At 51.6% G+C, this 22,919-nt stretch carries 21 protein-coding genes and 1 pseudogene; 10 read left to right on the top strand and 12 right to left on the bottom strand.

The window, feature by feature from the left end; genetic code table 11:
- Positions 1-3 precede the first annotated feature (3 nt).
- The 8 genes and pseudogenes from DUT67_RS21425 to DUT67_RS21390 all read left to right on the top strand — a co-directional run bounded on the left by DUT67_RS21425 (position 4) and on the right by DUT67_RS21390 (position 9,206).
- Positions 4-1,119, top strand: coding sequence for a sterol desaturase family protein (locus tag DUT67_RS21425; protein ID WP_113632436.1), 1,116 nt, complete (start codon positions 4-6; stop codon positions 1,117-1,119).
- A 2-nt stretch (positions 1,120-1,121) separates the two neighbouring features.
- On the top strand, positions 1,122-2,261 hold the full coding sequence (locus tag DUT67_RS21420; RefSeq protein ID WP_113632435.1) for an acyl-CoA desaturase: 1,140 nt from the start codon (positions 1,122-1,124) through the stop codon (positions 2,259-2,261).
- On the top strand, positions 2,261-3,352 hold the full coding sequence (locus tag DUT67_RS21415; RefSeq protein ID WP_113632434.1) for an acyl-CoA desaturase: 1,092 nt from the start codon (positions 2,261-2,263) through the stop codon (positions 3,350-3,352). The genes DUT67_RS21420 and DUT67_RS21415 overlap by 1 nt, the downstream gene beginning before the upstream one ends.
- 66 nt (positions 3,353-3,418) lie before the next feature.
- Positions 3,419-4,348: a lysozyme inhibitor LprI family protein gene (locus tag DUT67_RS21410; RefSeq protein WP_048258206.1), complete on the top strand. Its 930-nt coding sequence runs from the start codon at positions 3,419-3,421 to the stop codon at positions 4,346-4,348.
- A gap of 289 nt (positions 4,349-4,637) precedes the next feature.
- Positions 4,638-6,077, top strand: a complete 1,440-nt coding sequence (gene aldA, locus DUT67_RS21405) for an aldehyde dehydrogenase (RefSeq protein ID WP_048258207.1) — start codon at positions 4,638-4,640, stop codon at positions 6,075-6,077.
- Positions 6,078-6,150: 73 nt separating this feature from the next.
- The gene (gene lldD / locus DUT67_RS21400) at positions 6,151-7,311 is read left to right on the top strand and encodes an FMN-dependent L-lactate dehydrogenase LldD (protein WP_048258208.1); all 1,161 of its coding nucleotides are present in this window, start codon (positions 6,151-6,153) and stop codon (positions 7,309-7,311) included.
- A 112-nt stretch (positions 7,312-7,423) separates the two neighbouring features.
- Positions 7,424-7,913: pseudogene (locus DUT67_RS21395) on the top strand (GrpB family protein).
- A 93-nt stretch (positions 7,914-8,006) separates the two neighbouring features.
- A complete protein-coding gene (locus DUT67_RS21390; protein ID WP_048258209.1) occupies positions 8,007-9,206 on the top strand; it encodes an AI-2E family transporter in 1,200 nt (399 codons plus the stop codon).
- Between the two features lie 64 nt (positions 9,207-9,270).
- Here the strand turns inward: DUT67_RS21390 and DUT67_RS21385 are convergent, their stop codons facing one another.
- Both DUT67_RS21385 and DUT67_RS21380 read right to left on the bottom strand, forming a co-directional pair.
- Positions 9,271-9,633, bottom strand: coding sequence for a DUF596 domain-containing protein (locus DUT67_RS21385; protein WP_048258211.1), 363 nt, complete (start codon positions 9,631-9,633; stop codon positions 9,271-9,273).
- 31 nt (positions 9,634-9,664) lie between these two features.
- The gene (locus DUT67_RS21380) at positions 9,665-10,051 is read right to left on the bottom strand and encodes a hypothetical protein (protein WP_189339521.1); all 387 of its coding nucleotides are present in this window, start codon (positions 10,049-10,051) and stop codon (positions 9,665-9,667) included.
- A 239-nt stretch (positions 10,052-10,290) separates the two neighbouring features.
- Here DUT67_RS21380 and DUT67_RS21375 point away from each other — a divergent pair, with 239 nt between their 5' ends.
- A complete protein-coding gene (locus tag DUT67_RS21375) occupies positions 10,291-10,836 on the top strand; it encodes a hypothetical protein (protein ID WP_189339520.1) in 546 nt (181 codons plus the stop codon).
- A gap of 51 nt (positions 10,837-10,887) precedes the next feature.
- Here DUT67_RS21375 and DUT67_RS21370 read toward each other — a convergent pair whose 3' ends face one another.
- On the bottom strand, positions 10,888-11,445 hold the full coding sequence (locus tag DUT67_RS21370; RefSeq protein ID WP_048258213.1) for a hypothetical protein: 558 nt from the start codon (positions 11,443-11,445) through the stop codon (positions 10,888-10,890).
- A gap of 182 nt (positions 11,446-11,627) precedes the next feature.
- Positions 11,628-11,951, bottom strand: a complete 324-nt coding sequence (locus DUT67_RS21365) for a hypothetical protein (protein WP_113625977.1) — start codon at positions 11,949-11,951, stop codon at positions 11,628-11,630.
- A 518-nt stretch (positions 11,952-12,469) separates the two neighbouring features.
- Here DUT67_RS21365 and DUT67_RS21360 point away from each other — a divergent pair.
- Positions 12,470-14,077 (top strand): TIGR04141 family sporadically distributed protein, encoded by a 1,608-nt coding sequence (locus DUT67_RS21360; protein ID WP_113632432.1) that lies wholly within the window; start codon positions 12,470-12,472, stop codon positions 14,075-14,077.
- A 435-nt stretch (positions 14,078-14,512) separates the two neighbouring features.
- Here the strand turns inward: DUT67_RS21360 and DUT67_RS21355 are convergent, their stop codons facing one another.
- From DUT67_RS21355 to DUT67_RS21320, 8 genes are all read right to left on the bottom strand, one after another.
- Positions 14,513-15,376 carry a YicC/YloC family endoribonuclease gene (locus DUT67_RS21355; protein ID WP_048258218.1) on the bottom strand — a complete coding sequence of 288 codons (864 nt, stop codon included), beginning with the start codon at positions 15,374-15,376 and terminating at the stop codon, positions 14,513-14,515.
- Positions 15,377-15,474: 98 nt separating this feature from the next.
- Complete coding sequence (locus DUT67_RS21350; RefSeq protein ID WP_011091774.1) at positions 15,475-16,383, bottom strand: LysR family transcriptional regulator; 909 nt, start codon at positions 16,381-16,383, stop codon at positions 15,475-15,477.
- A 204-nt stretch (positions 16,384-16,587) separates the two neighbouring features.
- Positions 16,588-17,535 carry an isoaspartyl peptidase/L-asparaginase family protein gene (locus tag DUT67_RS21345; RefSeq protein WP_113632431.1) on the bottom strand — a complete coding sequence of 316 codons (948 nt, stop codon included), beginning with the start codon at positions 17,533-17,535 and terminating at the stop codon, positions 16,588-16,590.
- A 59-nt stretch (positions 17,536-17,594) separates the two neighbouring features.
- Positions 17,595-18,416, bottom strand: a complete 822-nt coding sequence (locus DUT67_RS21340) for a M55 family metallopeptidase (RefSeq protein WP_113632430.1) — start codon at positions 18,414-18,416, stop codon at positions 17,595-17,597.
- Positions 18,417-18,418: 2 nt separating this feature from the next.
- Positions 18,419-19,501 carry a P1 family peptidase gene (locus tag DUT67_RS21335; protein WP_113632429.1) on the bottom strand — a complete coding sequence of 361 codons (1,083 nt, stop codon included), beginning with the start codon at positions 19,499-19,501 and terminating at the stop codon, positions 18,419-18,421.
- 8 nt (positions 19,502-19,509) lie between these two features.
- Positions 19,510-20,409 carry an ABC transporter permease subunit gene (locus DUT67_RS21330; protein ID WP_113632428.1) on the bottom strand — a complete coding sequence of 300 codons (900 nt, stop codon included), beginning with the start codon at positions 20,407-20,409 and terminating at the stop codon, positions 19,510-19,512.
- A gap of 8 nt (positions 20,410-20,417) precedes the next feature.
- The gene (locus DUT67_RS21325) at positions 20,418-21,338 is read right to left on the bottom strand and encodes an ABC transporter permease (RefSeq protein ID WP_113632427.1); all 921 of its coding nucleotides are present in this window, start codon (positions 21,336-21,338) and stop codon (positions 20,418-20,420) included.
- An 18-nt stretch (positions 21,339-21,356) separates the two neighbouring features.
- Entirely contained in the window at positions 21,357-22,898 is a 1,542-nt protein-coding gene (locus DUT67_RS21320; protein ID WP_048258223.1) for a glutathione ABC transporter substrate-binding protein, read from the bottom strand.
- Positions 22,899-22,919 lie beyond the last annotated feature (21 nt).

Genomic DNA, 22,919 nt, shown 5'->3' with positions numbered 1-22,919 from the left:
TTCATGATTGATTTAGCATTACCGATAGTCTTCATGCTGGTTGTGGTGATTGGCGAAGCGCTGGTTCTACAGTGGATGCAGCGAGAGAAGGTGAACTGGCATGACGTCGTGTTCAACCTGAATTCAGGGCATATCATGCTGTGGCTCTTTCGCAGCGTGGAAATTTTTTGCTATGGCTATGTCGCGGCGCATTTCAGTTTTGGCTGGGTGGAAACCTGGCCGCCGGTGCTGATGTGGCTGTTCGCGATACTCGCCTGGGATTTCGGTTTTTATTGGCTACACCGCCTGCACCATACTTTTGGCGTACTGTGGGCGGTGCATGTGGTTCATCATCAGGGCGAGCATTTCAATCTGTCGCTGGGCGTGCGTAACTCCTGGTATTCCTCGCTGACCTCGATTCCGTTTTTCCTGATTCTGGCGCTGCTCGGTGTTCCGCTGTACGTGTTCGTCACCGTTTCCATCCTGCATTACAGCGTCCAACTCTTTAACCATAATGCGATGACGCCCAAGCTGGGCTGGCTGGAAAAGGTGTTGGTAACACCAGCACACCATCGCGTACATCATGTGAACGACCGCGCTTACGCCGATAAGAACTTCGGTGGTACCTTCATTTTTTGGGACAAGCTATTTGGCAGCTTTTGTCCGCAGCTACCTGACACGCCTTTCCGCTACGGTGCAGGCAAAGAAGCACCATCGAAAAACCCGTTCTTGGCCAGTAACCTACCTTTTCTGTCGTATCTGAAACTGTCGGTACGCCGTACACGTCAGGCGACGTTTCACTGTACGCCGATGGCGTTAATCGCTGGGGCGATGCTGCTATTTGCGCTGGTGGTGGGCTACGTCTACCTGTATGGCTACGGCTATGATTCTGCCAACCTGTCACAGGCGGCGCTCTTCCTGCTGCTGGTGGCGGGGGCGGTCGCGCTGGGCGGCATTTCTGAAGGGCGACGGTGGGGCATTTACGTCTGGCTGTTGGTGGTACTGTTGTTTCCTGCCGTGTTTCTTATCTATCTGGGCTGGGAAGCGCTCTACTGGAAAATAGCTATGCTGATGTTGGCACTGCACGGGCTGGCAATGATGGTCGGCTGGGGTCAGCGCCCCATTGCCGTGGGGGAATGAAAATGAATGATGCGCTTCCCGCGAAGCTGTACCCCGCGAAGGGTGAACAGGCTTTTCATCGAGCATTACAGCGAGAAACGTCGGCCTATCTTCGTGCTAACCACGATCACCGCTTTGCCGATCGCGGTCAGTTTGTGAAGGCCGGATTACTCTTTTTATGCGGCATCGTCTGTTATGTCCTTTGTTTAGTGCAGCAGGCAGCATGGGCATTCTTCCTGAGCTACTTTGCTTTCATCATGCTGTCGATGTTATTGAATATCATCGTTAATCATGACGCCTCCCATAATACTTTTTTCCGCAATCGAACATTGAACCGCGTGGTCGGGCGAATAGTGACGCTGCCATTAGGCATCGATCCTGACTATTGGCGTTGGCGTCATGTGGACTTCCACCATCTTTATCCGAATGTGGAGCATTACGATCTGGATACGGAAGAGAATGGGGTTTTCCGACAAACGCCTTTTCAGCGCCACCGCTCTTACATGCGTTATCAGCATCTTTACTGGCCGCTGGTGGCCGCGTTCTCGCTCCCCTATATCGCCTGGATCTTTGATTGGGCCGATCGCTTGGGTAAAACGCCCGTGAACGCTCGCGTAGCACAATCAGGCCGAGGTGGGTGGTTGATTTTTATCGGCAGTAAAATCGGCCATATCTTGCTGGTACTGGTTATTCCCATCTTGGTGGGAGGCGCACACGGCATTAGCCCCGGTATCGTGCTGTTAAGCTACGTGTTCGGGCAAATGTTGGCATCGCTATTGGTGGTGTTTTTACTGCTGGGTACGCACTGGGCTGAGGCTGAGTTTTATGCCGTTGCGGATGCAGAGGCCATGCCTCAAGGCTGGTATCAGCATAACTTTGCGACCGCCTGTGACTGGCTACCGACGCCGCGCTGGCTTGGGCACTGGACGGGAGGACTGAATTTACATCTGACGCATCATCTTTTCCCAGGATGGCATCATCGACATTACCCCGCACTCGCCGCTATTTTACGGCGCATTGCCGCCGAGCATGGTATGAATTACCGCTGCATTACCTATCGTGAACTGCTGGATAGCCAGCGTCGGTTTCTAAAATCGATGGGTGAAGGTTACGATCGGCGTACTGCGCAACGTACCGAGCAATCCCGATCAGAGGAAGAATGATGCTCGCACCGTTGAAACCTCTACGTTATGAACAAGGCCGCGATCTGGCATTGCATCGTGCGCTGATGAAGGCGGCAAATGCGTATCTGGCAGAGACGGGCGATCACCGTTTTGCCAATGCGGGGTTTATCGGCAAGATGCTGTTTCTGGTGGCGCTGTGCCTGACGTTTTATGGTTTCAGCCTCCGGCAAACGACGCTCTTGGGTTTTGCTGGCTGCTACTTTGCCTTTATTTTTACCGCCATGTTTCTGGCGGTGAACGTGGTGCATGATGCGTCCCATAACGTCTTTTTCCGGCGGCCGTGGGCGAATCGTCTGCTCAATATTGTGGTGAGTATTCCGCTCGGTATGGATTCCGACTGTTGGCGAGTGCGGCATGTGATTTTTCATCATGCGCACGTGAATGTGCAGCACTACGATCTGGATATCGAAGAGAACGGCGTCTTGCGCCAATCACCCTACCATCGATTTCGCTTTTTTATGCGCGCTCAGCGCTACTACTGGCCAATGGTGGCGTCGCTGACCTTCCCTTGCATCATCTGGTTTTTTGACTGGCTCGATCGCGCGGGGAAAACACAGGTGACGCGCAATATGACGCTTCAGGGTGCAAAGGGCTGGGGTGTTTTCCTGTTATCCAAAGTGCTGCATGCCCTGCTGGCGCTGGTTATTCCCTACTGGATTTTGTCTCCAACCCCCATCAGCGTCGGTTCGCTGTTGTTGGTTTATCTGCTGAGCCAGATGTTGTCGTCGCTGATTTTTGTCGTCCTGATTCTGGGGTCGCACTGGGCAAAAGGGACGTTCTATCAGGCACCGGAAGACGGCCTATTTAAGCATGGTCGCTACCAGCACGTCTTTTCCACCACGGTAGATTGGACTACCCAGCCCGAATGGCTGGGTTACTGGCTGGGGCAGCTCAATATGCACCTGACTCACCATCTTTTCCCCAACTGGAACCACCGGCATTATCCTGCGTTATCGAAAATTATCGCGGACGTTGCCCCGCGTCATGGCATTGAGTATCAGTGCATTACGCTGAAAGATATTTTGGTTGAGCAGCAGCGCTTTCTTAAAAAAATGGGAACAGGACGCTAAAAATAGCCAGTTATCCATTTTTATCAATATGTTATATTTTTATCTGTATTCAAGGAGCGATACTTCATGCGTTATTTATCTCTGGCCGTTTCATCTCTGCTGTTCTTTTTCACCTCGTCCGTCTGGGCGATGGATTGCAGCAAGGCCAGCACAGACACCGAGAAAATGATTTGCGCCAGCAGCCGCTTACAGCAGCTCGATGCGGTATTGAACAAGGCCTATCAGGGTTACGTGAAAAAAGCAGACAAAGCGCAGGCGCGTCAGGAGCAGCGCACGTGGCTGGCCGAACGTGACCGCTGTAAGGATGACGTTTGTCTAGGGAATGAGATGGTTTCCCGTATTCAGGCGCTGTCCGGTAGTGAAAATATCTCCGTGATTACGCAGGCATCAGGCCAGTGGGACTTTATTCTCAGCGTCGCAACGTGCAATCTTGATTCCTCTTATTCAACCTGCGAAGGCCCCGGCACGCTGGATATTTTTAAGAAAGGGAGTGGTGATCTGTTCCAGCGTATCACCATGGAAAACCTGTTCATTGAACTGAACAATAAGGGCGAAGTGACGGCGAATCTGGTCGAGGTCTACGGCGAGAACAACAGCGGGCTGGTGATTGATGACGCTAACTTCGATCACCACGCGGACATCATGCTGCGCAATGGCAATAACGGGGCTTATGGCGGGCCGTCTTACGATGTGTATCTGTTTGATGTGGAAAAGCAGCAGTTCACCCAGAATGCACCGCTGACCGAGTTAGCCAGTTCCAACCTCGGTCTGTTCGATATCGATGAGAAAAGTAAGACTCTCACGACGTTTACCAAAAGCGGCTGCTGCTGGCACCAGTGGTCCACCTACCAGATGGCCAATAATAAGCCGGTCCTGATTGTCGAAACCACGGAAGCCTATTCTGAAGAGAAACAGGCAATGGTCGCCACAACCCGCGAGCTGGTGGGCGGCAAGTGGAAAGTGAAAGAAGAGATAGTGAAAATCGACGAACAGTAGTATTTCCCTGCTTTACAGACAGATGCCGTAGCTGAATACGGCGTCTGCTACCGCCTCGTTTATCCCCGCACTGCCGTTATTCCTCTGTGTTATCCGATACTTTGCAAAAGTGTTACGTCAGGCATTCTCATCATGACTTTTTTGCCACTTGCTAGACTGAGATGGCAGCCATGAAAAGGTAAATGCAGTGCAGATCGCGCAGCATGGCAAAACTTCACAAAAGAGACGTGTTTTTTTAACAACTCGTTTATGCGTTGTATCCCCTTACCCTACTTTGGAGACGCCTGACATGAGCACCACCCAGAAACGTATGTATATCAACGGTGAGTTTGTTGAAAACAGAAGCGGGAAGTGGATTGACGTGGTGAACCCGGCTACCGAGCAGGTCATTTCACAGATCCCAGAAGGCTCCGCTGACGATGCAAAAAGAGCAATTGATGCGGCAGAAGCCGCACAGCCGAGCTGGGAAGCGCTACCTGCGGTTGAACGTGGCGTTTGGCTACACAAGATAGCTGCTGGTATTCGCGAGCGCGAAGCCGAACTGACCGACACCATCATTGCGGAAGGCGGTAAAACCTACGGTCTGGCGCAGACAGAAGTGCTGTTCACCGCCGACTATCTGGACTACATGGCCGAGTGGGCGCGTCGTTACGAAGGCGAAATCATTCAGAGCGACCGACCGAATGAGAATATCTTCGTCTTCCGTAAAGCGATTGGCGTCACGACCGGTATTCTGCCGTGGAACTTCCCCTTCTTCCTGATTGCACGCAAAGCCGCTCCCGCGCTGATTACCGGCAATACCATCGTCATCAAACCGAGCGAGATCACGCCGAATAATGCGGTGATTTTCGCCGAAATCATTCACAAAATTGGCCTGCCGAAAGGCGTCATCAATTTTGTTACCGGCTACGGCCCGACGGTAGGGCAAGAGCTGGCCGGTAACCCGAAAGTAGGCATGGTCAGCCTGACCGGCAGCGTGGCTGCGGGGATTGCCACTATGACGGCGGCGGCGCAGAACGTGACCAAAGTGTCGCTGGAACTGGGTGGTAAAGCGCCAGCCATCGTGATGGACGACGCCGATCTCGATCTGGCCGTTAAAGCGATTGTCAGTTCTCGCGTTATCAACAGTGGGCAGGTGTGTAACTGCGCCGAGCGCGTTTACGTGCAGAAAGGCATTTACGACGACTTTATCACGCGTATTAAAACTGCGATGGAGCAAGTGACCTTCGGCAATACGGCGGAGAAAAAAGCGCTGGATATGGGGCCGTTGATCAGTGCGGCTGCGCTACAGCGTGTGGAAGACAAGGTAGCGAAAGCGGTATCGCAGGGCGCGAAAGTGCTGCTCGGCGGCAAGTCTGAAGGCGGTACGGGGTATTTCTATCCGCCGACGCTGCTGGTAAACGTGATGCAAGAGATGCCAATCATGCACGAAGAGGTGTTTGGCCCGGTGCTGCCAGTGGCGACCTTCGACACGCTGGAAGACGCGATTGCGATGGCGAACGATAGCGAATATGGCCTGACGTCGTCGATCTATACTCAAAACATCAACACCGCGATGAAAGCACTAAAAGGGCTGAAGTTCGGGGAAACCTACATCAACCGTGAGAACTTCGAGGCGATGCAGGGTTTCCATGCGGGTTGGCGTAAATCCGGTGTGGGTGGTGCGGACGGTAAGCACGGCTTGCAGGAATACCTGCAAACGCACGTCGCGTATTTACAGTTTCACTAAAAGACCATTCCTCTTGCGGTCATTCCACTGACCGCAAGAGTGGCACAAACCAGAAGAAGGATGGGAAAGGACGATGATCATCTCTGCTTCAACGGACTATCGTGCGGCGGCGCAGCGTAGGCTGCCGCCGTTTCTTTTTCACTATATTGATGGCGGTGCGTATGGCGAGCACACGCTCAGGCGTAATACCGCCGATTTGGCGGACATCGCGCTGCGTCAGCGCATCCTGAAAAATATGTCCGACCTGAGTCTGGAAACGCAGTTGTTCGGTGAAAAACTGGCGATGCCGGTGGTGCTGGCTCCCGTTGGCCTGACCGGTATGTACGCCAGACGCGGCGAGGTACAGGCGGCTCGTGCGGCGGCACAGAAAGGGATTCCGTTTACCTTATCCACGGTTTCAGTCTGCCCGATTGAGGAAGTGGCACCCGCCATCGATCGCCCGATGTGGTTCCAGCTCTATGTATTAAAAGATCGCGGTTTTATGCGCAATGCGCTGGAGCGTGCGCAGGCCGCGGGTGTGAAAACGCTGGTGTTTACCGTGGATATGCCGACGCCGGGTGCGCGCTATCGTGATGCGCATTCTGGCATGAGCGGGCCGAATGCAGCGGCGCGCCGTATGTTACAGGCCGTGACTCATCTACAATGGGCGTGGGATGTCGGCCTAAACGGTAAACCGCACGATTTGGGGAATGTCTCCGCTTATCGTGGCAAACCCACGACGCTGGAAGACTACATCGGCTGGCTGGCAGCGAATTTCGATCCCTCCATTTCCTGGCAGGATTTGGCATGGATTCGCGAGTTCTGGAAAGGGCCGATGATCATCAAAGGTATCCTCGACCCGGAAGATGCCAAAGAAGCGGTCAGGTTCGGCGCAGACGGCATCGTCGTCTCCAATCACGGCGGTCGCCAACTGGATGGTGTGCTGTCGACAGCACATGCTCTACCTGCCATCGCCGATGCGGTGAAAGGTGATATCACCATTCTGGCAGATTCTGGTATTCGTACCGGGCTGGATGTGGTGCGTATGATTGCACTGGGCGCGGATGGCGTAATGCTCGGACGCGCGTTTGTCTACGCGCTCGCGGCGGCGGGGGAGGCAGGTGTGGTTAATCTGCTGAATCTGATCGAAAAAGAGATGCGTGTGGCGATGACGCTCACCGGTGCCAAATCCATTACTGACATTACCTCTGATTCGCTGGTGCAGGTTACGCAGCGGCGATTGGACGGCCTGTAAGCGCGAATTAGACGGCGGGAGTGATCCTCTCGCCGCGTTTCCTAATGGCCTTTGAACCTTCCCTTGAACGTTGATAACCTGCACGGGATAAAAACGCATTGGGGATCAGTGAATGGGTGGACGAACCATAACCGTGGTGGATTACGATCCCCATTGGGCAACGAATTACGCAACGGCAGCGAAGGCGCTAGGCGAGGTTGTAGTGAGAGTGCATCACATCGGCAGTACGGCCCGTACCGGGGCTACCCGCTAAACCGGTGATTGATATGCTGCTGGAAGTGGTTTCGCTGTCCGGTTTGGACAGGCTGGATCAGGTCATGGTCGATTTGGGCTATCGTCCACGCGGCGAAAATGGGATGGCGGGGCGTCGGTACTACACTAAGGGCGGCGATGAGCGTACTCACCATCTTCACGCTTTTATAGTCGGTGACGCGCACATTCAGCGGCATCTGGCTTTTCGTGATTATCTGCGTGCTAATCCTTCCGTGTGTGCGGAATACGCGGCAATAAAGCGCGCCGCCGCACTGGCATGTGATAACGATTCTGCCGTGTATAGTCAGCTAAAAAATGCCTTTATCGGCACACATGATGTGAACGCATAGTTCCTTCCTCGGCACTCTACGCTTTTTCCTGTATTGCAAATGCCCCACTTCGTTCTATATTTCGAGAGCAGATTGAATGAAGGGGAAATCGTTGTGAATATTAAAGGGCTTACGAAGGGATTCTTCATCCTTATCTTGTTTGTCGTCACACTGGCGTTTTTTGACATATTGGCGCCGTATTATTCCGCCATTTTATGGGCGGCAGTGTTGGCCATTATCTTCCATCCGCTGAAAAGCAAAATTCGGCAAAAATTAAACGATCGTAACGGGTTGGCCTCGCTGCTGACCGTCCTGATCATCTTCCTGATTGTTTTCATTCCATTGGGGATCATTGTTTCCTCGCTGGTGGTTGAAATTAACGGGGTTTACACCCGATTGCAGGATAGCAATACACAATTCCCTGTGGTGCTGGCGGAGCTGCTTCAGCATCTGCCGAAGTGGGCACGGCATTTCCTGACAGAACACAATCTTGATAACGCCGCCAAAATACAGCAAGAGCTTTCTCAGGTAGCGCTGAAAGGCGGGCAATATCTGGCGGGAAGCGTGCTCCTGATTGGCAAAGGAACGTTCACCTTCTTTATTGGTTTCGGGGTGATGCTTTACCTGCTCTTCTTCCTTTTGAAGGACGGTTCCTATCTGGTGAATCTGATTCTGGAATCGCTGCCGCTTTCCACCCATGTTAAACATCACCTGCTGGTGAAGTTTGCCGCGGTATCGCGGGCGACGGTGAAAGGCACTGTGGTTGTGGCGATTGTGCAGGGGACACTGGGCGGTATTGCGTTCTCCATCGCAGGGATAGAAGGTAGCCTGCTGTGGGGCTCGCTGATGGCGTTCCTGTCGCTGATCCCCGCCGTGGGGTCGGCGATTATCTGGGTGCCTGCCGCTATCTTCCTGTTCGCGACGGATATGCTCTGGCAAGCCATCTTCATTGTCGCGTTCTTTGTGCTGGTGATTGGGGTGGTGGACAACATTTTGCGTCCGCTGCTGGTGGGGAAAGACACCAAAATGCCGGATTACCTGATTCTGATCGCCACGTTGGGCGGTATGGAAATCTACGGTATTAACGGTTTTGTGATTGGTCCGCTGATTGCTGCGCTGTTCATCGCCTGCTGGAACATCCTCTCTGGGCGCGATAATCAGGAAAATATTGAAGGTATCAGCGAAGATTTTATCGAAGAAGGGCGTCAGCACCCGAGTATGGCAAAGCAGGAAGAGAGTGAGGTGCTAGAGGGTCAGGTAGTGAAAGGTCAGGCCGCGGAAGGTCAGAGCGTTGAGCGTAAGACCACGGAGTAAGTTTGCTGCTTGTGTTAGTGATATTCGGTCATGAGTAAGAGGGATCGGCGTCGGCGGATTCCTCTTACGTCCAAATCTCTTGCCCCTCGGGCGTGATCCACACGACGCCAGCGGGGGATTTGGCGAAGAACCACAGGCCAAATTCGTCTACATCATCAAATTCATCATCAGAGACGTCAGGTGGAAAGGCGTTGCGAAGTTGATCGACCTGATGCGTTGTTTCGCCCTGCAGATATTCTCCCTTGCTGGCAAGCCTGATTTTTCCTGCGATGATGAGGTGCTCTAGTAGATCGAAAAACAGCGTCTGACGCTGTGCATACGTTCTAGGGTTGCCCCGACACTCCACCGCAATATGTTGCCATATGGCGCCCATCGACAGCCCATATGCGCTGGTCGTGACTGCATCAAAAATGTCGTTGTCGTTCATCTTCCCCCCTGTTTTTCAGAAGCTCACGTTTCTACCGCGCAGGGTCATAGGCATTGACCTCATGGCTCCACGGAATCGCGCGATCGTCAACCGAGACGTGCCATTCACAGTGCGTAAGGGCGCCGCGAATCTCGGATAAACACTGGCACCAGTGTTGTACGCCAACCCAGATTGCTTCTTCCTCGTTGTCGGGAAGTTTAGTTGAACCGGAGAGCACAATCCCCTTCCTGAAGACGTTACCGATTTTCACATTGAGGGCGAAATCAAAGGATTCCCAGTTCAGGCCTGTACCCGTCGTCAGATATTTCTCAATTTGGTCATTAACGGAATGGCGTTGGACGATCTCCTTCACGGCAGATATCTCTTTCTGGCTCAGGGATTTTTTGCGTCGAGCGGTGTAATAGAGCGAAATTGCCATGTTGCCTCGTTTATACCCGTCATACTTCAAGCTGCTTGTGCGTTGGCTGCCCTTACTCACCCCAGTCACTTACTGGTGTAAGCTCCTGGGGATTCGCGCAGTTGCCGCCTTCACGCAACTCGAATTATTTAGGGTATATTAATAGTGTTTAAGGTGAGGAAAATACGGCTTGAATTCTCAAATAAAAAACGGCGTAAAATAATCAGGAAGTTCTGATTTTATAAAGGTAAGGGATGGTTATGTTGGGGAAAATTCTTCTGTTTGGGGTGAGTGCGGCATTACTCAGCGGGTGCTCGGTCGCAACGTACAGCAATAAGCTGGAGGACTATCAGGGAACGGATCGTGTTGGTATGACGTTCGATAACCGTAACCTCGACTATATTCGCGTTTATCCGAATACTGATAGATGCATTAATATCGATGCGCCAGAAAATGGCTACACCAATAACGCGATTGGGTTCCAAACTAAACTCAATAATAAAGAGCTCGGCTTCCCTGAAATTCCCGAAACGCCAACGATGGTTCGTGAATTTTGGGTCAGTGCGAAAAACAATATCGCGGTCAGAATGATTGCAGGCAATGGCGGATTTAGAACCGTAACGTTTAAGCCTGTGGTCGGGAATTACTACTATATCACTGGCGAATTTGCCGGGCCTTATTCGGCACGACGCCTTGAAGTTTATGAAGTGTTCAAGACTGAAAAAGGCTACTACGACCGCCGACTTGTCAAAGATTTGATGCTGAAAAACTGCGGCCAATTCACGTCCAGAATGCAGAAATTTTAATTATTAGGTTTCGGCCAGATACGCCATCTTATCTGGCCGCCTCTACCGTGGTTACGTCAGCTGTTTTCCTGAGAACGTACCGGCATACCAGGCATCCATCACCGATAGCAGATTTTTCACTTCATCAATGGTCAGGCCGTAGAAATCCGCGTTCTCACCGGGCTTAACGACGAGCAGCGGAATATCGGCACGGGTATGCAGATAATCGAACTGATATTGCACTTCTCTGTCGTCGTACAGACTGCCGCCAACGTTTCCGGCTTTGCGTAGCTGGGTAATCTGTTTATCTTTTGCTGCTGGATCTTCCGTCCAAATCAGGAAATCACGCAGTGGTTGCGTCTGCCGTGCAAAATCATCGCGCGTAAAGCCGAAATAGGCATATTCGGTTCTTACCACTAATGCAATTTTGCTCTTATCGTCGGAGATTCTGACGTTAAACGATCGCTTATTCACCATACAGTCGCGGAATTTAGGTTTGTAATCGCAGGCGGAAAGGTTGTCGGTTTCATACACTTCGTAAAGACGCATCGTGGCGTATTTATCGAAGGTAGTGATTGCCTGGCAGCCTGTTAAGGCAAGAAGCATGAAGGGGAGGACGAGATAACGCATGGCGGTTGTTTTTCCCTGTTTTTTTCTGGTGAAGATGTTCCTAAGATGGTACTTAATGGCGGTCTGGTGGATCGATTTGTACTGCGATGATGGGACTATATTCCCATTTTTGATGGGATTGTAGGAATATAGTCCTATTTTGTTGCATGCATCATCGGTCGTTTAGTGCTTCGATGGTTTCGTTATTCAACGGATAATACCGCAGCTTGTTGGTGTGAAATGTACAGATTTTGGGCTTTTTCGTTGATTACCAGCAATGCCGGAATCAAGTGTGCACATGCGTTGAAATAGGCGCTGAGTTGTTGAAGATTTTCCGTGGCAGTTTCTGCCGTCAGTGATTCGCTAATATACTGCAAACCGTGGCATAGCCCTTCAATTGACTTACCAGCGATTGCGCTGAGGTCGTCACGCTGAGCACGGCTAAGGTACTCAATGGGTAGCGAAGCGATCAGGTCTTGGAAAATAGTGATGGAACTCTCGGTAACGGCAGTATTTATGGTGGTCATTGGTGATCCTCCTTGAAAGTCAGTGTCACCAATTGTCGATGCTTTTTACGGGTTCAGATACTACGAGTTCCGTAGCCATTGACTTGGTAGTCATAGAAATTAAAAACGCTCTGAAAAAAGGGTGTCGAGGTAGTTGGTTGAATAGGGTGGAGTTTACTAAAATCTCTTAATTTTAATTAAAAAACACTATAAATTTCAATTTCTTAGTTATATAATTTTTTTAATTAAATTTAATAGTCAATTAAATACCTAAATAGAATTCTTACTTTGGAAAAACAAACAAAGTGGTACTTAAATGAAATTTCTTATATTTATTGGTTAATGTGTTGATAGTAAAGTATTTTTATTGTTTTGAATATTTTGTTATTTGAGGTAAAGTTATTAAAAAATTTTCATAGAAAGAATTGATATTCTATTTCAGCAGGAATTTTTAATATTTAATCGCTAGGGGATATTTTAAACCTTTAACTTCAATTTAAGTTAATTAAATATTTTACACATAGTAGAAAAGAGGTTTTATGTCCAAAAAAATGATGGCTCTTAATATATTATTAGCTGAGAGAAAATATTCTTCTGAGGATTTTACATTTTTCCTTTCTAAGGTATGTAAAGAATATCCACTAAATGGTGTAAAAGGAGTTAAAGGTTCCTGTTTTATAAAAGATGTTAAGGAAAATACTCCAAAATGGAAAGAATTCTTCGAGGGGTTTACTGGTGATAAAATAGATGATCTAATCACTAGGTCCAGTTCGGCTGTGTTGTTAATTAAATCTAAATCAAGGGTGTTTGCTATAACTTTCGGATATGGAAGAAGTTTATTAGAACAATCCTACTTTGTATCGGATTTTGGTATTAAATCAGCACTAAATATGCTGAAGCACGATTCGTTAAGAAGTGTTGATACATTCACCATTGATGACTCCCCTGTGCAAAAAAAAACCCAAGCTTCGCTAGGAACCGAAATATCTATGTTTGGTGTGGATATTTCTAAAGATATTTTAAGATCAGTTACAGGATTACCTTTAGATGGGGTTTCTTTCAAAAACATTTGTGGAGGTGATAATTCCTTACAAGTAAAAATAGAGTTAGAGCCACATGAGTTAGTACGTTACCTCGATGAATGCTTACAACGCTATGGAGGTAAAGAATACTTAGAGCAATTCTCATGGGTAGATAATCTAAAAAAAGTAGGCAAGTCAACTACTATTGATGATCTAGATGCTCTATTGATTAGAATAATAAAATTAAAAAAATATGACGAGATCTCGGTAGTAGTGCCAGAAGTTATGAGTGATGAGGATATAGAGTATTTTAGTTTTACTAGAGCTAAGCATATTATTTCTTATAATATAGATAAATCCATATATTTTAACACTATTGATTTTATAAATTTTGATATCGATAAGCTGAAGAAAGATAAGCTCTTTGCCTTCAATAATCAAGGATCAGAGGTTAAAAATTTCTCAATTTATAAATGCCTCAACCTAGAGATCTCACATAAAAGAAAGAATTATATGTTATTTCTGGGGCAGTGGTTCGAAATTGAAAAGAAATTCTCTGAGTATGTTGAAAAAGAATTAAAAATTATACCTACACATAAAAACCCTTTCCCTGACTTAATAAGGACAACCGATACAACCACAAATAAATGTAAGCTGGAGTCCGAGGGAGATTACAACGAACGCATATGTAAAACTAAAAAATATATTCTCATGGATAGAAAATTAGTAAAAAGTAGTAGAGCTACAACCTCTATAGAATTATGTGACTTAGCTGATGTAAAAAATAAAATTTTAATTCACGCCAAACACCGAAAAGGTGGATCTTCTGGTTTAAGTCATCTCTTTGCACAAGCAAGCGTTGCTTCTGAATTAATTCTTAGCGATGAAGAGTTTAGAAAAGCAGCGAGGGCAGTTATAAAAGAAAATCATGGGAGTACTGCTATGAGTTTGATACCAGCTAAAAAAATAAATAGTAGTGAATTTGAAGTGGTATTATTGATTCTTGGTAGCAATAAAAAAACATTATTAAATGATTTACCTTTTTTCAGTAAGGTAAATTTAATAAATACATATTCAAACTTAACTCAACGAGGATTTAAAGTCTCCGTTGCAGTTGCTGAATAATTATTTTAAAAAAGCAAGTGATAACCCAGCAACGCTGGGTTTCCTCGCTTTGGTATGATGTTTTAAAAAGTCTTTGTCAAGAAATTTTTTTGAAAAAAAACTTCACTATCAAATAATGAAGAATGTGTTCATATTAAAAAAGAGTTAAAGTAAGTAGTTTCTATTAAATGTCGTTTGTATGAAAATTTCACATTGATTATGCCAACTTTTCCATGTCTGTATTTTGTTTATCCAATGAAACATTACATAGTTTCTGGAGTTATTGCTGGTTAGGGATGGCGTTATATAATAAAATTTGAAAGAAGACGATTGATACCAAAATTATAATTCACTTCGAATCGCCTTTCAGTGAATTTTTGTTTGACTTCTTCATATCCGATATAAAAAACGCCCTGAAAACAGGGCGTTGTGGTAGTCGGTGGAGTAGGGTAGAAATCACTCGATGTTTTGAATCTGTTCCCGCATCTGCTCAATCAACACTTTCAACTCAATGGCTGATGCGGTGACGTCGGCGTTGATGGATTTCGAGGCCAGCGTGTTCGATTCGCGGTTGAATTCCTGCATCATGAAGTCGAGGCGGCGGCCGACGGCTTCTTCTTTTTTCAGGATTTTGTAGGTTTCTTTGACGTGAGCGTCGAGGCGGTCGAGTTCTTCGGCGACGTCGACGCGTTGCGCCATCAGCACCAGCTCCTGCTCCAGACGGTTATTTTCCAACTGCACCTGCGCATCTTCCAGCTTGCTTTGCAGGCGTTCGCGCTGCCATAGCAGGACGTTCGGCATCTGGGCACGCACTTTGACGACTTCAGCGCTGACGCCAGCCAGACGCTGTTCGATCAGGGCTTTCAACGCGTTGCCTTCGCTTTCACGGGCGGCGATGAAGTCATCCAGCGCACCTTCCAGTGCTTTCAGCAGCTCAGTGCTGATGGTGTCCAGATCCTGCTCTTCTGCCAACATCACTCCCGGCCAGCGCAGAATATCGACCGGGTTGATTTCACCCTCATCGCTCTGCATTTTGACCCAGTTAGCGGCATTAACCAGCTGTTTAGCCAGTTTTTCGTTCAGGATCAACGCACTTTGTGCACTTGGGTCGAGTTCAAAGCGCAGGTTGCATTCGATTTTGCCGCGTGTCAAACGGGCGCGGATGCGCTCACGGGCGACGGGTTCGAGGCTGCGGAATTGTTCCGGTAAACGAAGATAGGTTTCCAGATAGCGCTGGTTAACGGAACGCAGTTCCCAGGCTGCGCTTCCCCAGTTGCCCTTGATTTCTCGGCGGGCGTAAGCGGTCATGCTGCGAATCATTGGTGCATACCTGTAAAGCAAATGATGGGAAGGATTATAGCGTTGAGTATTGCGCAGGGGATAGGAAAAACCGTCCGTGGCGTGGCGTCTGTCGCGAATCAGGCGGCGTAAAGCAGAGTCTCGTGTTGTCTGGCAATGTCTCGACAGCGGTTTTTCATCATCTGTTTCAGTTGCAGTGTCGCCTGCGATTGTGGGTTGTCGCGGCGGCTGATCAGCGTGACTTCAAAAGGCAGTGGCTGGTCGATAGGGACGATTTTGAGCTGGTCGGCATAGCGGCAAGCGGTGAAGAGATCGACGATACCCGCACCGCCGCCCGCGAGTACCATGTCGGCAATCACCGAGTAGGTTTTGATGTAGAGCGAAGCCGCCGGTTGCAGTGCCTTGTCGCGTAGCGCACGGTGTACCACCTGACCGAGCGGATCCTGATGCTGCATCATCAGCAAGTTATTGTTGCACAACCATTCCAGAGAAACCGGGCCATTTATTGGGCTATTCTTCGGCAGCAGAGCAACCATCGTGGACTGGAACAGCGGTTCTGCCAGTAGCTCGGGTGGTACCTGCTGACCAAAAATCAGCGCAAAATCGAGCTGGTTTTGCAGGATGTTCTGGCACAGCGTGCTGAAGTGTTCGGTGACCAGTTCGACGTTAACCGATGCGGCTTGCTTATGGAATTCCACTAGCGTTGGGGCAACGATCATCTGTCCGAATGCGTGTGCCGCGCCCAGCCGTACTGAGTGTGCTTTACTGGTTTTGATTTGTTCGGTGAGGGAACTGATGCTTTGCAGATGGCTGAAAAGCTCCTGCACTTTCGGTATCAGACGCAGCCCTTCTTCGGTGGCAATCATTCCCTGTGTGCGACGTTCAAACAGGGAGAAACCAAGCTGTTGTTCCGCATGGTTAAGTACCCGGCTGACGTTGGGTTGTGAGACGTTGAGCAACCGGGCAGCACCGCTGATAGTGCCTGCCTGAACAATGGCCTGGAAGATTTCAATATGGCGTAATCGCATGAGTGCAGGCTCCGGCTGACGTTTTCTGATGAACGTCGTATGAGTAATAACCAAAAGGTCTGCAATTATTACGCCAGATTATAAGGCCGCGATGAATGGTCGATAGATAAGCGATGAGGACACTTCGTGCACTATTTTGATGCCCAGTAATGGTGCGGTTGCACCGATATTGGGCGATCTGGTTCTGTTTCGGCTGCTGACAACTTAACGATAGATATCGGCGACGGGTTCTTCGCCCACGTAGCCATAGCCACGGTACATCCCTTCACTGTTGAACGGCAGGGCTATGTTGCCCGCTTTGTCGACGGCAATCATCCCGCCGCTGCCGTCCATCCGCAGTAATTTTTCCATCACCACGCGGTCGCTGGCCTGCTGTAAATTCAGTCCTGCGTATTCCATCAGCGCCGAGACATCATAAGCGGCGACGGCGCGCATAAAGACTTCACCCGTGCCGGTGCAGGAAACTGCGACCGTCTGGTTATTGGCGTAACAGCCTGCGCCGATGATTGGGCTATCACCCACGCGTCCGGCCTGTTTGTTGGTCATGCCGCCCGTCGAGGTTGCCGCTGCGAGGTTACCCGCGCTGTCGAGTGCGACTGCGCCGACGGTGCCGAATTTACGGTCAGGATCGATAGGGTCGTTCTGTCCGTCATGATCGAGGATGACGCGGCCTGAACCCGCCTGCGCATTGTGCAACTGCTGGCGGCGTTCGTCAGTGGAGAAAAATGTAGGTTCAACCCTTTCCAGCCCATGCTGCTGGGCAAACGCTTCTGCGCCATCGGCGGTAAACATCACATGCTGGCTGGCTTCGAGTACGGTGCGCGCTGCCAGAATCGGGTTACGGATGTGGCTGACGCAACTGACTGCGCCGGCATCTAACGTCCGTCCATCCATGATGCTGGCGTCCAGTTCGTGGGTCTCCGCGTGGGTGAACACTGAACCGTGTCCGGCATTGAACAACGGGCACTCTTCCAGCAGGCGGACGGCTTCCGTCACGGCATCCAGCGCGCTGCCGTTTTCAGCCAGAATACGCTGTCCACTGGCGACAATCTCGGACAGTGCTGCCAGATAACGTTGTTCTTTTTCAGCGCTCATGGCCGAGCGGGTCAGCGCACCTGCGCCACCGTGGATCACAATCACGGGTTTCGTCATGCAATAAATTCTCTTTTCAATCGGTTTACGCCCCAGAATAAGGGGCGGAGAGACCGGAATCAGTTTTGCGTTGTCGCCAGATAGGAAAAGGCACCCAGCAGGCTGGTGATTTCGCGCATGCTCTGCGCCGTATAACCGACGGTTATGGCATCCAAACGTTCAACGTTCGGCAGTAGACAGAATAGATCGGCGAGTACCGGTTTTGCCACCATCAGTTCAAGACGGTAGGGCGCTTGAATCCGCGAATTCAATGTACGGTGTGCTTTTTCCACCGCCGCCTTTGCCGCGTCACGAATCACCTGACGTGCTTGTTCGGTGCTGAGGGATTCTGCCGCGTGTTGTGAGATAGCGCGTTTAACGCAGGCATAGTCGGTAGCGGGATAATAGTGGGCAATCCAGCTCTGGAGCGTGTCGTCGCCGCTGACTAGCCAGAGCGGTGTCTTCTGCTCCACACCGGCGGCGGCGTAGATGTCGCTCTCGCCCATGATTTCACCGTTGATGCGCACGCGGTAGAAGGCTCGGCCGTTGATGGTGTGCGACAGCACGCCAAACTCGCCTGCGGCGCTGTGGTAGCCGATGAACATCAGGCCGTCGAACTGCTGCTGTTCCAGCCCTTCGACCATTGAATAGCCGCGTGGCTTGCCTTGCACCAGCCGGGCGCGGGCGTCGATGTTCTCCGCACGTAGGTTAACCATTGCCGCATGGCTGTCGGCGACCACCACTTCTGTTGCGCCACCCGCGAACGCGCCGTCGATGGCGGCATTCACTTCCTGTTCCATAAGGCCACGTGCCAGTTGGTATTCGGCGGTGCCGGGGCTGCACTGTTCCGGGCGCATTACGCCTGCGATCCCTTCGATATCAGCAGAGATAAAAATTTTCATAATCAGTTTCCTACGGGAGAATGTCCTACAGAAGAGAGAGCTGCGGCTAGCTTATCCAACGCCTGTGGCAGCGTCGGGCGATGATGGCCGCGAAAACCGGTAACGGCGTCTGCTTGAAGCATGGCGTCGAGCACGGCGTGTTCGGTCGCATCGGCGGCGGCGCTTAACAGCGGTTCAAGCTGCGCATCCTCCGGCGGTTGCGGTTGTGGGCAGGTGGAGAACGCCACGGCGATGTCGCCGGAACCGTGTCCCCAGTAGCTGCCGAGTCGTCCCAGCCCCGCGCCAGCACGCTTGGCGATGCGCTTTAGCTGACGAGCATCGAGCGGTGCATTTGTCGCCATGATAATGATGATCGATCCGGCGTCCTGTTGCGGTGCGAGTCCCGGCAAAAGGGGCGCGATGGCGTCACCCATCTGTACGCCGTCCAGCGTCAGTGCGGAAAGCGTGCCGAAGTTTGCCAGCACCAGTACGCCGAGCGTGGCGTTTAATTCGGGAATCAGGCGTGATGCTGTGCCGATGCCACCTTTCAGACTAAAGCAACTCATGCCACGTCCAGCACCGATGCTGCCGCGTGCGAAGGTGCTCGTTGCACTCTCCAGCGCGTGCCGCGCCATGTGTTCAGTCACCGCCAGCGCCTGAATGTCGTTCAGCCAGCCGTCGTTGCACTCCAACGCCAGCGGGTTAACCGTCGGCAGCGTGCGGCCCAGTTCAGGATTACGGGAAATTGCGTCGCGCACCAGCGTGGTAAACAGTGTGCCGGTTGCCAGCGTGTTGCTGAGCAGGATGGGCGTTTGCAGCAGCCCCAACTCCTCAATCTGCACCAGTCCAACGGGTTTGGCGAAGCCGTTCAGCACCGCTGCGCCGCAGGGCAGGGGCTGAGTGAACAGGTTTTCTCCGGGCGGCACAATCGCGGTTACGCCGGTTTGCACTTCTCCCGCAGCCAGCGTGCAGTGGCCGACGCGCACGCCTGCCACATCGCTAATGCTGTTATGCGGCCCGCTGGCCGAGCGCGGCGTACCCAGTTGCCGCGTCATTTTCCAGCGTTGTAGCAACAGCGTCTGCTGCTGCTGTTGATAATCGTGCATCGCCTTCCTCAGCTTTTCAGTTTGGGATCGAGCGTATCACGCAGCGCATCCCCAAGCAGGTTAAACGCCAGCACGGTGAAGAAAATCGCCAGACCGGGGAACACGCTAACGTGCCATGCACCCGCCATCATCAGGCTGCGGCTCATCGCCAGAATGTTGCCCCATTCCGGTACGTCCGGCTCTGGACCAAGGCCGATGAAGCTCAGTCCCGCGGCGGTCAGGATGCTGGTGCCGATACGCATGGTGAAATAGACGATCACGTTAGGCAGCGTGCCGGGCAGAATGTGACGCATCAGCACGATGCGATCTGGCGCACCGGCACAGCGTACTGCTTCTACATAGGCCGCCTGTTTCAGCGAAAGGGTGGAGGCACGCACAATACGTGCGAAGACCGGCACGCTGAAAACCGCCACGGCGATAATCACGTTATTCAGGCCTGGGCCGAGGATCGCGACGACCGCAATCGCCAGCAGCATACCGGGGAAGGCGAACAGCACGTCGGAACCGCGCATGATCAGCGTATCCACCCAGCGGCCGTAGTACCCCGCCAGCAGGCCGAGTACGATGCCGACCAGCATTCCCAGCGTGACCGAGAAAATGCCGATATATAACGAGATGCGAGCGCCGTAGATGATACGGCTCATCACATCACGCCCGAGATCGTCGGTGCCCATCCAGTGTGCTGCCGAAGGCGGCGAAGCCAGCGCCATCCAGTCAGGCTCCATCGGGTTCCACGGGGCTAGCCACGGGGCGAAAACTGCGACCAGTACCAGCAGCAGGACGAAGCCGCTGGAAACCAGCGCCATCGGGTTACGGATAAAGACCTGAATGAAATCGCGCCACGGCGACCGTATCGTTTCTTCATCAAGCGTGGCAACGGCCACGACGGGATCGGAAGGGAGGTTCATCGTGTCTCCTAACGTAGGCGAATCGCCGGATTGACCACCGCGTACAGCAGGTCCACCAACAGGTTAATGACAATAAATTCAAACACGAACAGCATCACTAGCGCCTGAATGACCGGCTGATCCTGCGTCTTGATCGATTCAATCAGCAGCCAACCTAGTCCCGGCCAGCTAAACACGCTTTCGACCACAATGGAGCCACCGAGCAGGAAGCCGAATTGCAGCCCGAGCATGGTGATAACCGGGATCAGCGCGTTCCGCATCACGTGTTTCCAGGTGACTAGCCGATTACGCAGCCCTTTGGAGCGGGCGGTGCGCACGTAATCTTCCTGTGCGACTTCCAGAAACGCGGAGCGGGTAAAGCGTGCCATGACGGCGGCTACCGATGCCCCTAGCGTTAGCGCAGGCAGAATGATATCGCTGGGCTTATTAAAGCCGCTGACGGAAAAGACGCCGAATGGCATGGCGACAAACTGAATCAGCAACAGGCCGAGCCAGAACGGCGGCATGGAAATCCCGCCGACCGCGAAGCTCATTAGCGTCCAGTCCTGCCATTTTCCCCGTTTGAGCGCGGAAACCACGCCGATCAGCAGACCAAGCAGAACTGACCAGACAAAGCCCGCCAGCGCCAGCCACATGGTGGGCATGAAACTCTTGCTGATGACGTCGATGACTGGCTGCTGGGTGCGGTACGTCACACCCAGATCGCCGCTGAACAGGCCGCCGAGCCAGTGGACATACTGCTGCGGCAGCGGATCGTTCAACCCTAATTGCTGACGGGCGGTTTCCACCGCTTCAATAGTCGCGTCAGCACCGGCGTAAATACGTGCCGGATCACCCGGCAGCAGTTTGATAAAACCGAACACTAACAGGGAGACCACCAGCAGAACCGGGATCATTTCCAGCAAACGTCGGACGATATAAGCAAACATGGCGTTCTCCCTGACCGATTACTTAAATTCAGCCTGATCGAAGATCAGTGAACCATCTGCCAGCATGTACACGCCATCGAGGTTCTTGGTTTTGCCGACCACGTTGTCCGGCGAACCCAGGAAGACTACAGGCGCATCCTGCCAAATCTGGCGTTGTGCATCAGCGTAAGCGGCGGCACGTTTGTCTGTATCGGCAGTCGCCAACCCAGCGGTAATCGCTTTATCCGTTACCGGATTGCTGTAGTAGGAAACGTTGTAAGCAACCGGAACCCAGGATTCTGTAGCGAACAGTGGACGCAGCGCCCAGTCAGCATCGCCCGTAGATGGCGACCAGCCGTTATAGAACAGGTCAAATTCGGCTTCTTTTGGATCTTTCACGCCAAACAGTTTGGCGTTACGCATCCCTGAATCCATCGGGGTGACGGTAACCTTGATGCCGACCTGTTCTAACTGTTGTTTGAAGAACTGCGCGCTACGGATGTAGTCGGTACGGTTCGTCGTCCACAGTTTCAGGCTCAGGCCGTTGGCGTAGCCCGCTTCTTTCAGCAGCGCCTTGGCTTTCTCTGGGTTATAGGTGTAGTTCGGTGAGCTCTGACGGGCGAAGAACTGCACGTCCGGTGCCATCGCTGAGGAGGCAGGAACGCCCATACCTGCAAAGCCGACTTTCAGCCAGATATCGCGGTTGATGGCGTAGTTAAGTGCCTGACGCACGCGGATATCGTTCAGCGGTGGGCGCAGGTTGTTCATCGCCAGCCAGAACTGATAAATACTTGGGTCGCGCTGAATCGCCAGTTTGCTGTCGTTTTGTACGGTGCCGATCAGATCGGAAGGCAGCGGATACACGGCATCGACCTGGCCGGATTTCAGTGACGCCACGCGAGTGGAATCTTCCGGTGTTGGGTAGAAGGTTACGCTGTCGACTTTCGGCCAGCCTTTCTGCCAGTAGTTGTCGAATTTCACCAGCTTCACGTCTTTACCCTGCTGCCATTCGGTGAACTTGAATGGGCCAGTACCGACTGGATGCACGCGAAGCTGTGCTTCATCTGGGTATTTCTTCAGCGCTTCCGGGCTGTGCATTACGGCCGACGGGTGCGCCAGCGTGTTCACAAAGGCACCGAAGGATTTGTTCAGCTCGATTTTAACCTGCGTTGGCGACAGCACGGTGACGGTTTGCACCATGTTAAACAGGCTGTTGCGCTTTAAGCCTTTGCTCTGATCCGCCAGACGGTCGAGGTTGGCTTTAACGGCATCGGCGTTAAATGGTGTGCCGTCCTGGAAAGTGATGCCTTCACGTAGCGTAACGACAAACTCGGTGGCGGTGTCGTTGCTGGTGTAACCCGTCGCCAGACGCGGCACCAGCTTCATTTTGTTATCGAACTGGAACAGACGCTCGAAGATGCCACTCTGAATGGAGTAGCTTAGCGTGTCCGACGTATCGTGCGGGTCGAGCCCGGTGATATCGGCATAGATGGAAATACGGAGGTCTTGCGCCTGGGCAACAGCAGCCAGACACAGTGAGAGCCCGAGGGCAACGGCGGAGCGGCGAACGAATGGCTTCATGGTTATCTCTCCTGGTCAGCA

It is taken from the genome of Pectobacterium peruviense (genome assembly GCF_003312355.2).
Classification (GTDB): Bacteria; Pseudomonadota; Gammaproteobacteria; order Enterobacterales; family Enterobacteriaceae; genus Pectobacterium; species Pectobacterium peruviense.
The sequence above is the reverse complement of the archived record's forward strand: the minus strand, read 5'-3'. Positions and strand labels throughout refer to the sequence as shown.

Excerpts from the sequence above, each read along its gene's own strand:
- lldD (WP_048258208.1), top strand. The coding sequence starts at position 6,151 with ATGATCATCTCTGCTTCAACGGACTATCGTGCGGCGGCGCAGCGTAGG.
- DUT67_RS21410 (WP_048258206.1), top strand. The coding sequence starts at position 3,419 with ATGCGTTATTTATCTCTGGCCGTTTCATCTCTGCTGTTCTTTTTCACC.
- DUT67_RS21340 (WP_113632430.1), bottom strand. The coding sequence starts at position 18,416 with ATGAAAATTTTTATCTCTGCTGATATCGAAGGGATCGCAGGCGTAATG.
- DUT67_RS21320 (WP_048258223.1), bottom strand. The coding sequence starts at position 22,898 with ATGAAGCCATTCGTTCGCCGCTCCGCCGTTGCCCTCGGGCTCTCACTG.
- DUT67_RS21365 (WP_113625977.1), bottom strand. The coding sequence starts at position 11,951 with ATGACCACCATAAATACTGCCGTTACCGAGAGTTCCATCACTATTTTC.
- DUT67_RS21415 (WP_113632434.1), top strand. The coding sequence starts at position 2,261 with ATGCTCGCACCGTTGAAACCTCTACGTTATGAACAAGGCCGCGATCTG.
- DUT67_RS21420 (WP_113632435.1), top strand. The coding sequence starts at position 1,122 with ATGAATGATGCGCTTCCCGCGAAGCTGTACCCCGCGAAGGGTGAACAG.
- aldA (WP_048258207.1), top strand. The coding sequence starts at position 4,638 with ATGAGCACCACCCAGAAACGTATGTATATCAACGGTGAGTTTGTTGAA.
- DUT67_RS21360 (WP_113632432.1), top strand. The coding sequence starts at position 12,470 with ATGTCCAAAAAAATGATGGCTCTTAATATATTATTAGCTGAGAGAAAA.
- DUT67_RS21330 (WP_113632428.1), bottom strand. The coding sequence starts at position 20,409 with ATGAACCTCCCTTCCGATCCCGTCGTGGCCGTTGCCACGCTTGATGAA.
- DUT67_RS21380 (WP_189339521.1), bottom strand. The coding sequence starts at position 10,051 with ATGGCAATTTCGCTCTATTACACCGCTCGACGCAAAAAATCCCTGAGC.
- DUT67_RS21355 (WP_048258218.1), bottom strand. The coding sequence starts at position 15,376 with ATGATTCGCAGCATGACCGCTTACGCCCGCCGAGAAATCAAGGGCAAC.
- DUT67_RS21370 (WP_048258213.1), bottom strand. The coding sequence starts at position 11,445 with ATGCGTTATCTCGTCCTCCCCTTCATGCTTCTTGCCTTAACAGGCTGC.
- DUT67_RS21425 (WP_113632436.1), top strand. The coding sequence starts at position 4 with ATGATTGATTTAGCATTACCGATAGTCTTCATGCTGGTTGTGGTGATT.
- DUT67_RS21350 (WP_011091774.1), bottom strand. The coding sequence starts at position 16,383 with ATGCGATTACGCCATATTGAAATCTTCCAGGCCATTGTTCAGGCAGGC.
- DUT67_RS21375 (WP_189339520.1), top strand. The coding sequence starts at position 10,291 with ATGTTGGGGAAAATTCTTCTGTTTGGGGTGAGTGCGGCATTACTCAGC.
- DUT67_RS21385 (WP_048258211.1), bottom strand. The coding sequence starts at position 9,633 with ATGAACGACAACGACATTTTTGATGCAGTCACGACCAGCGCATATGGG.
- DUT67_RS21335 (WP_113632429.1), bottom strand. The coding sequence starts at position 19,501 with ATGCACGATTATCAACAGCAGCAGCAGACGCTGTTGCTACAACGCTGG.
- DUT67_RS21325 (WP_113632427.1), bottom strand. The coding sequence starts at position 21,338 with ATGTTTGCTTATATCGTCCGACGTTTGCTGGAAATGATCCCGGTTCTG.
- DUT67_RS21345 (WP_113632431.1), bottom strand. The coding sequence starts at position 17,535 with ATGACGAAACCCGTGATTGTGATCCACGGTGGCGCAGGTGCGCTGACC.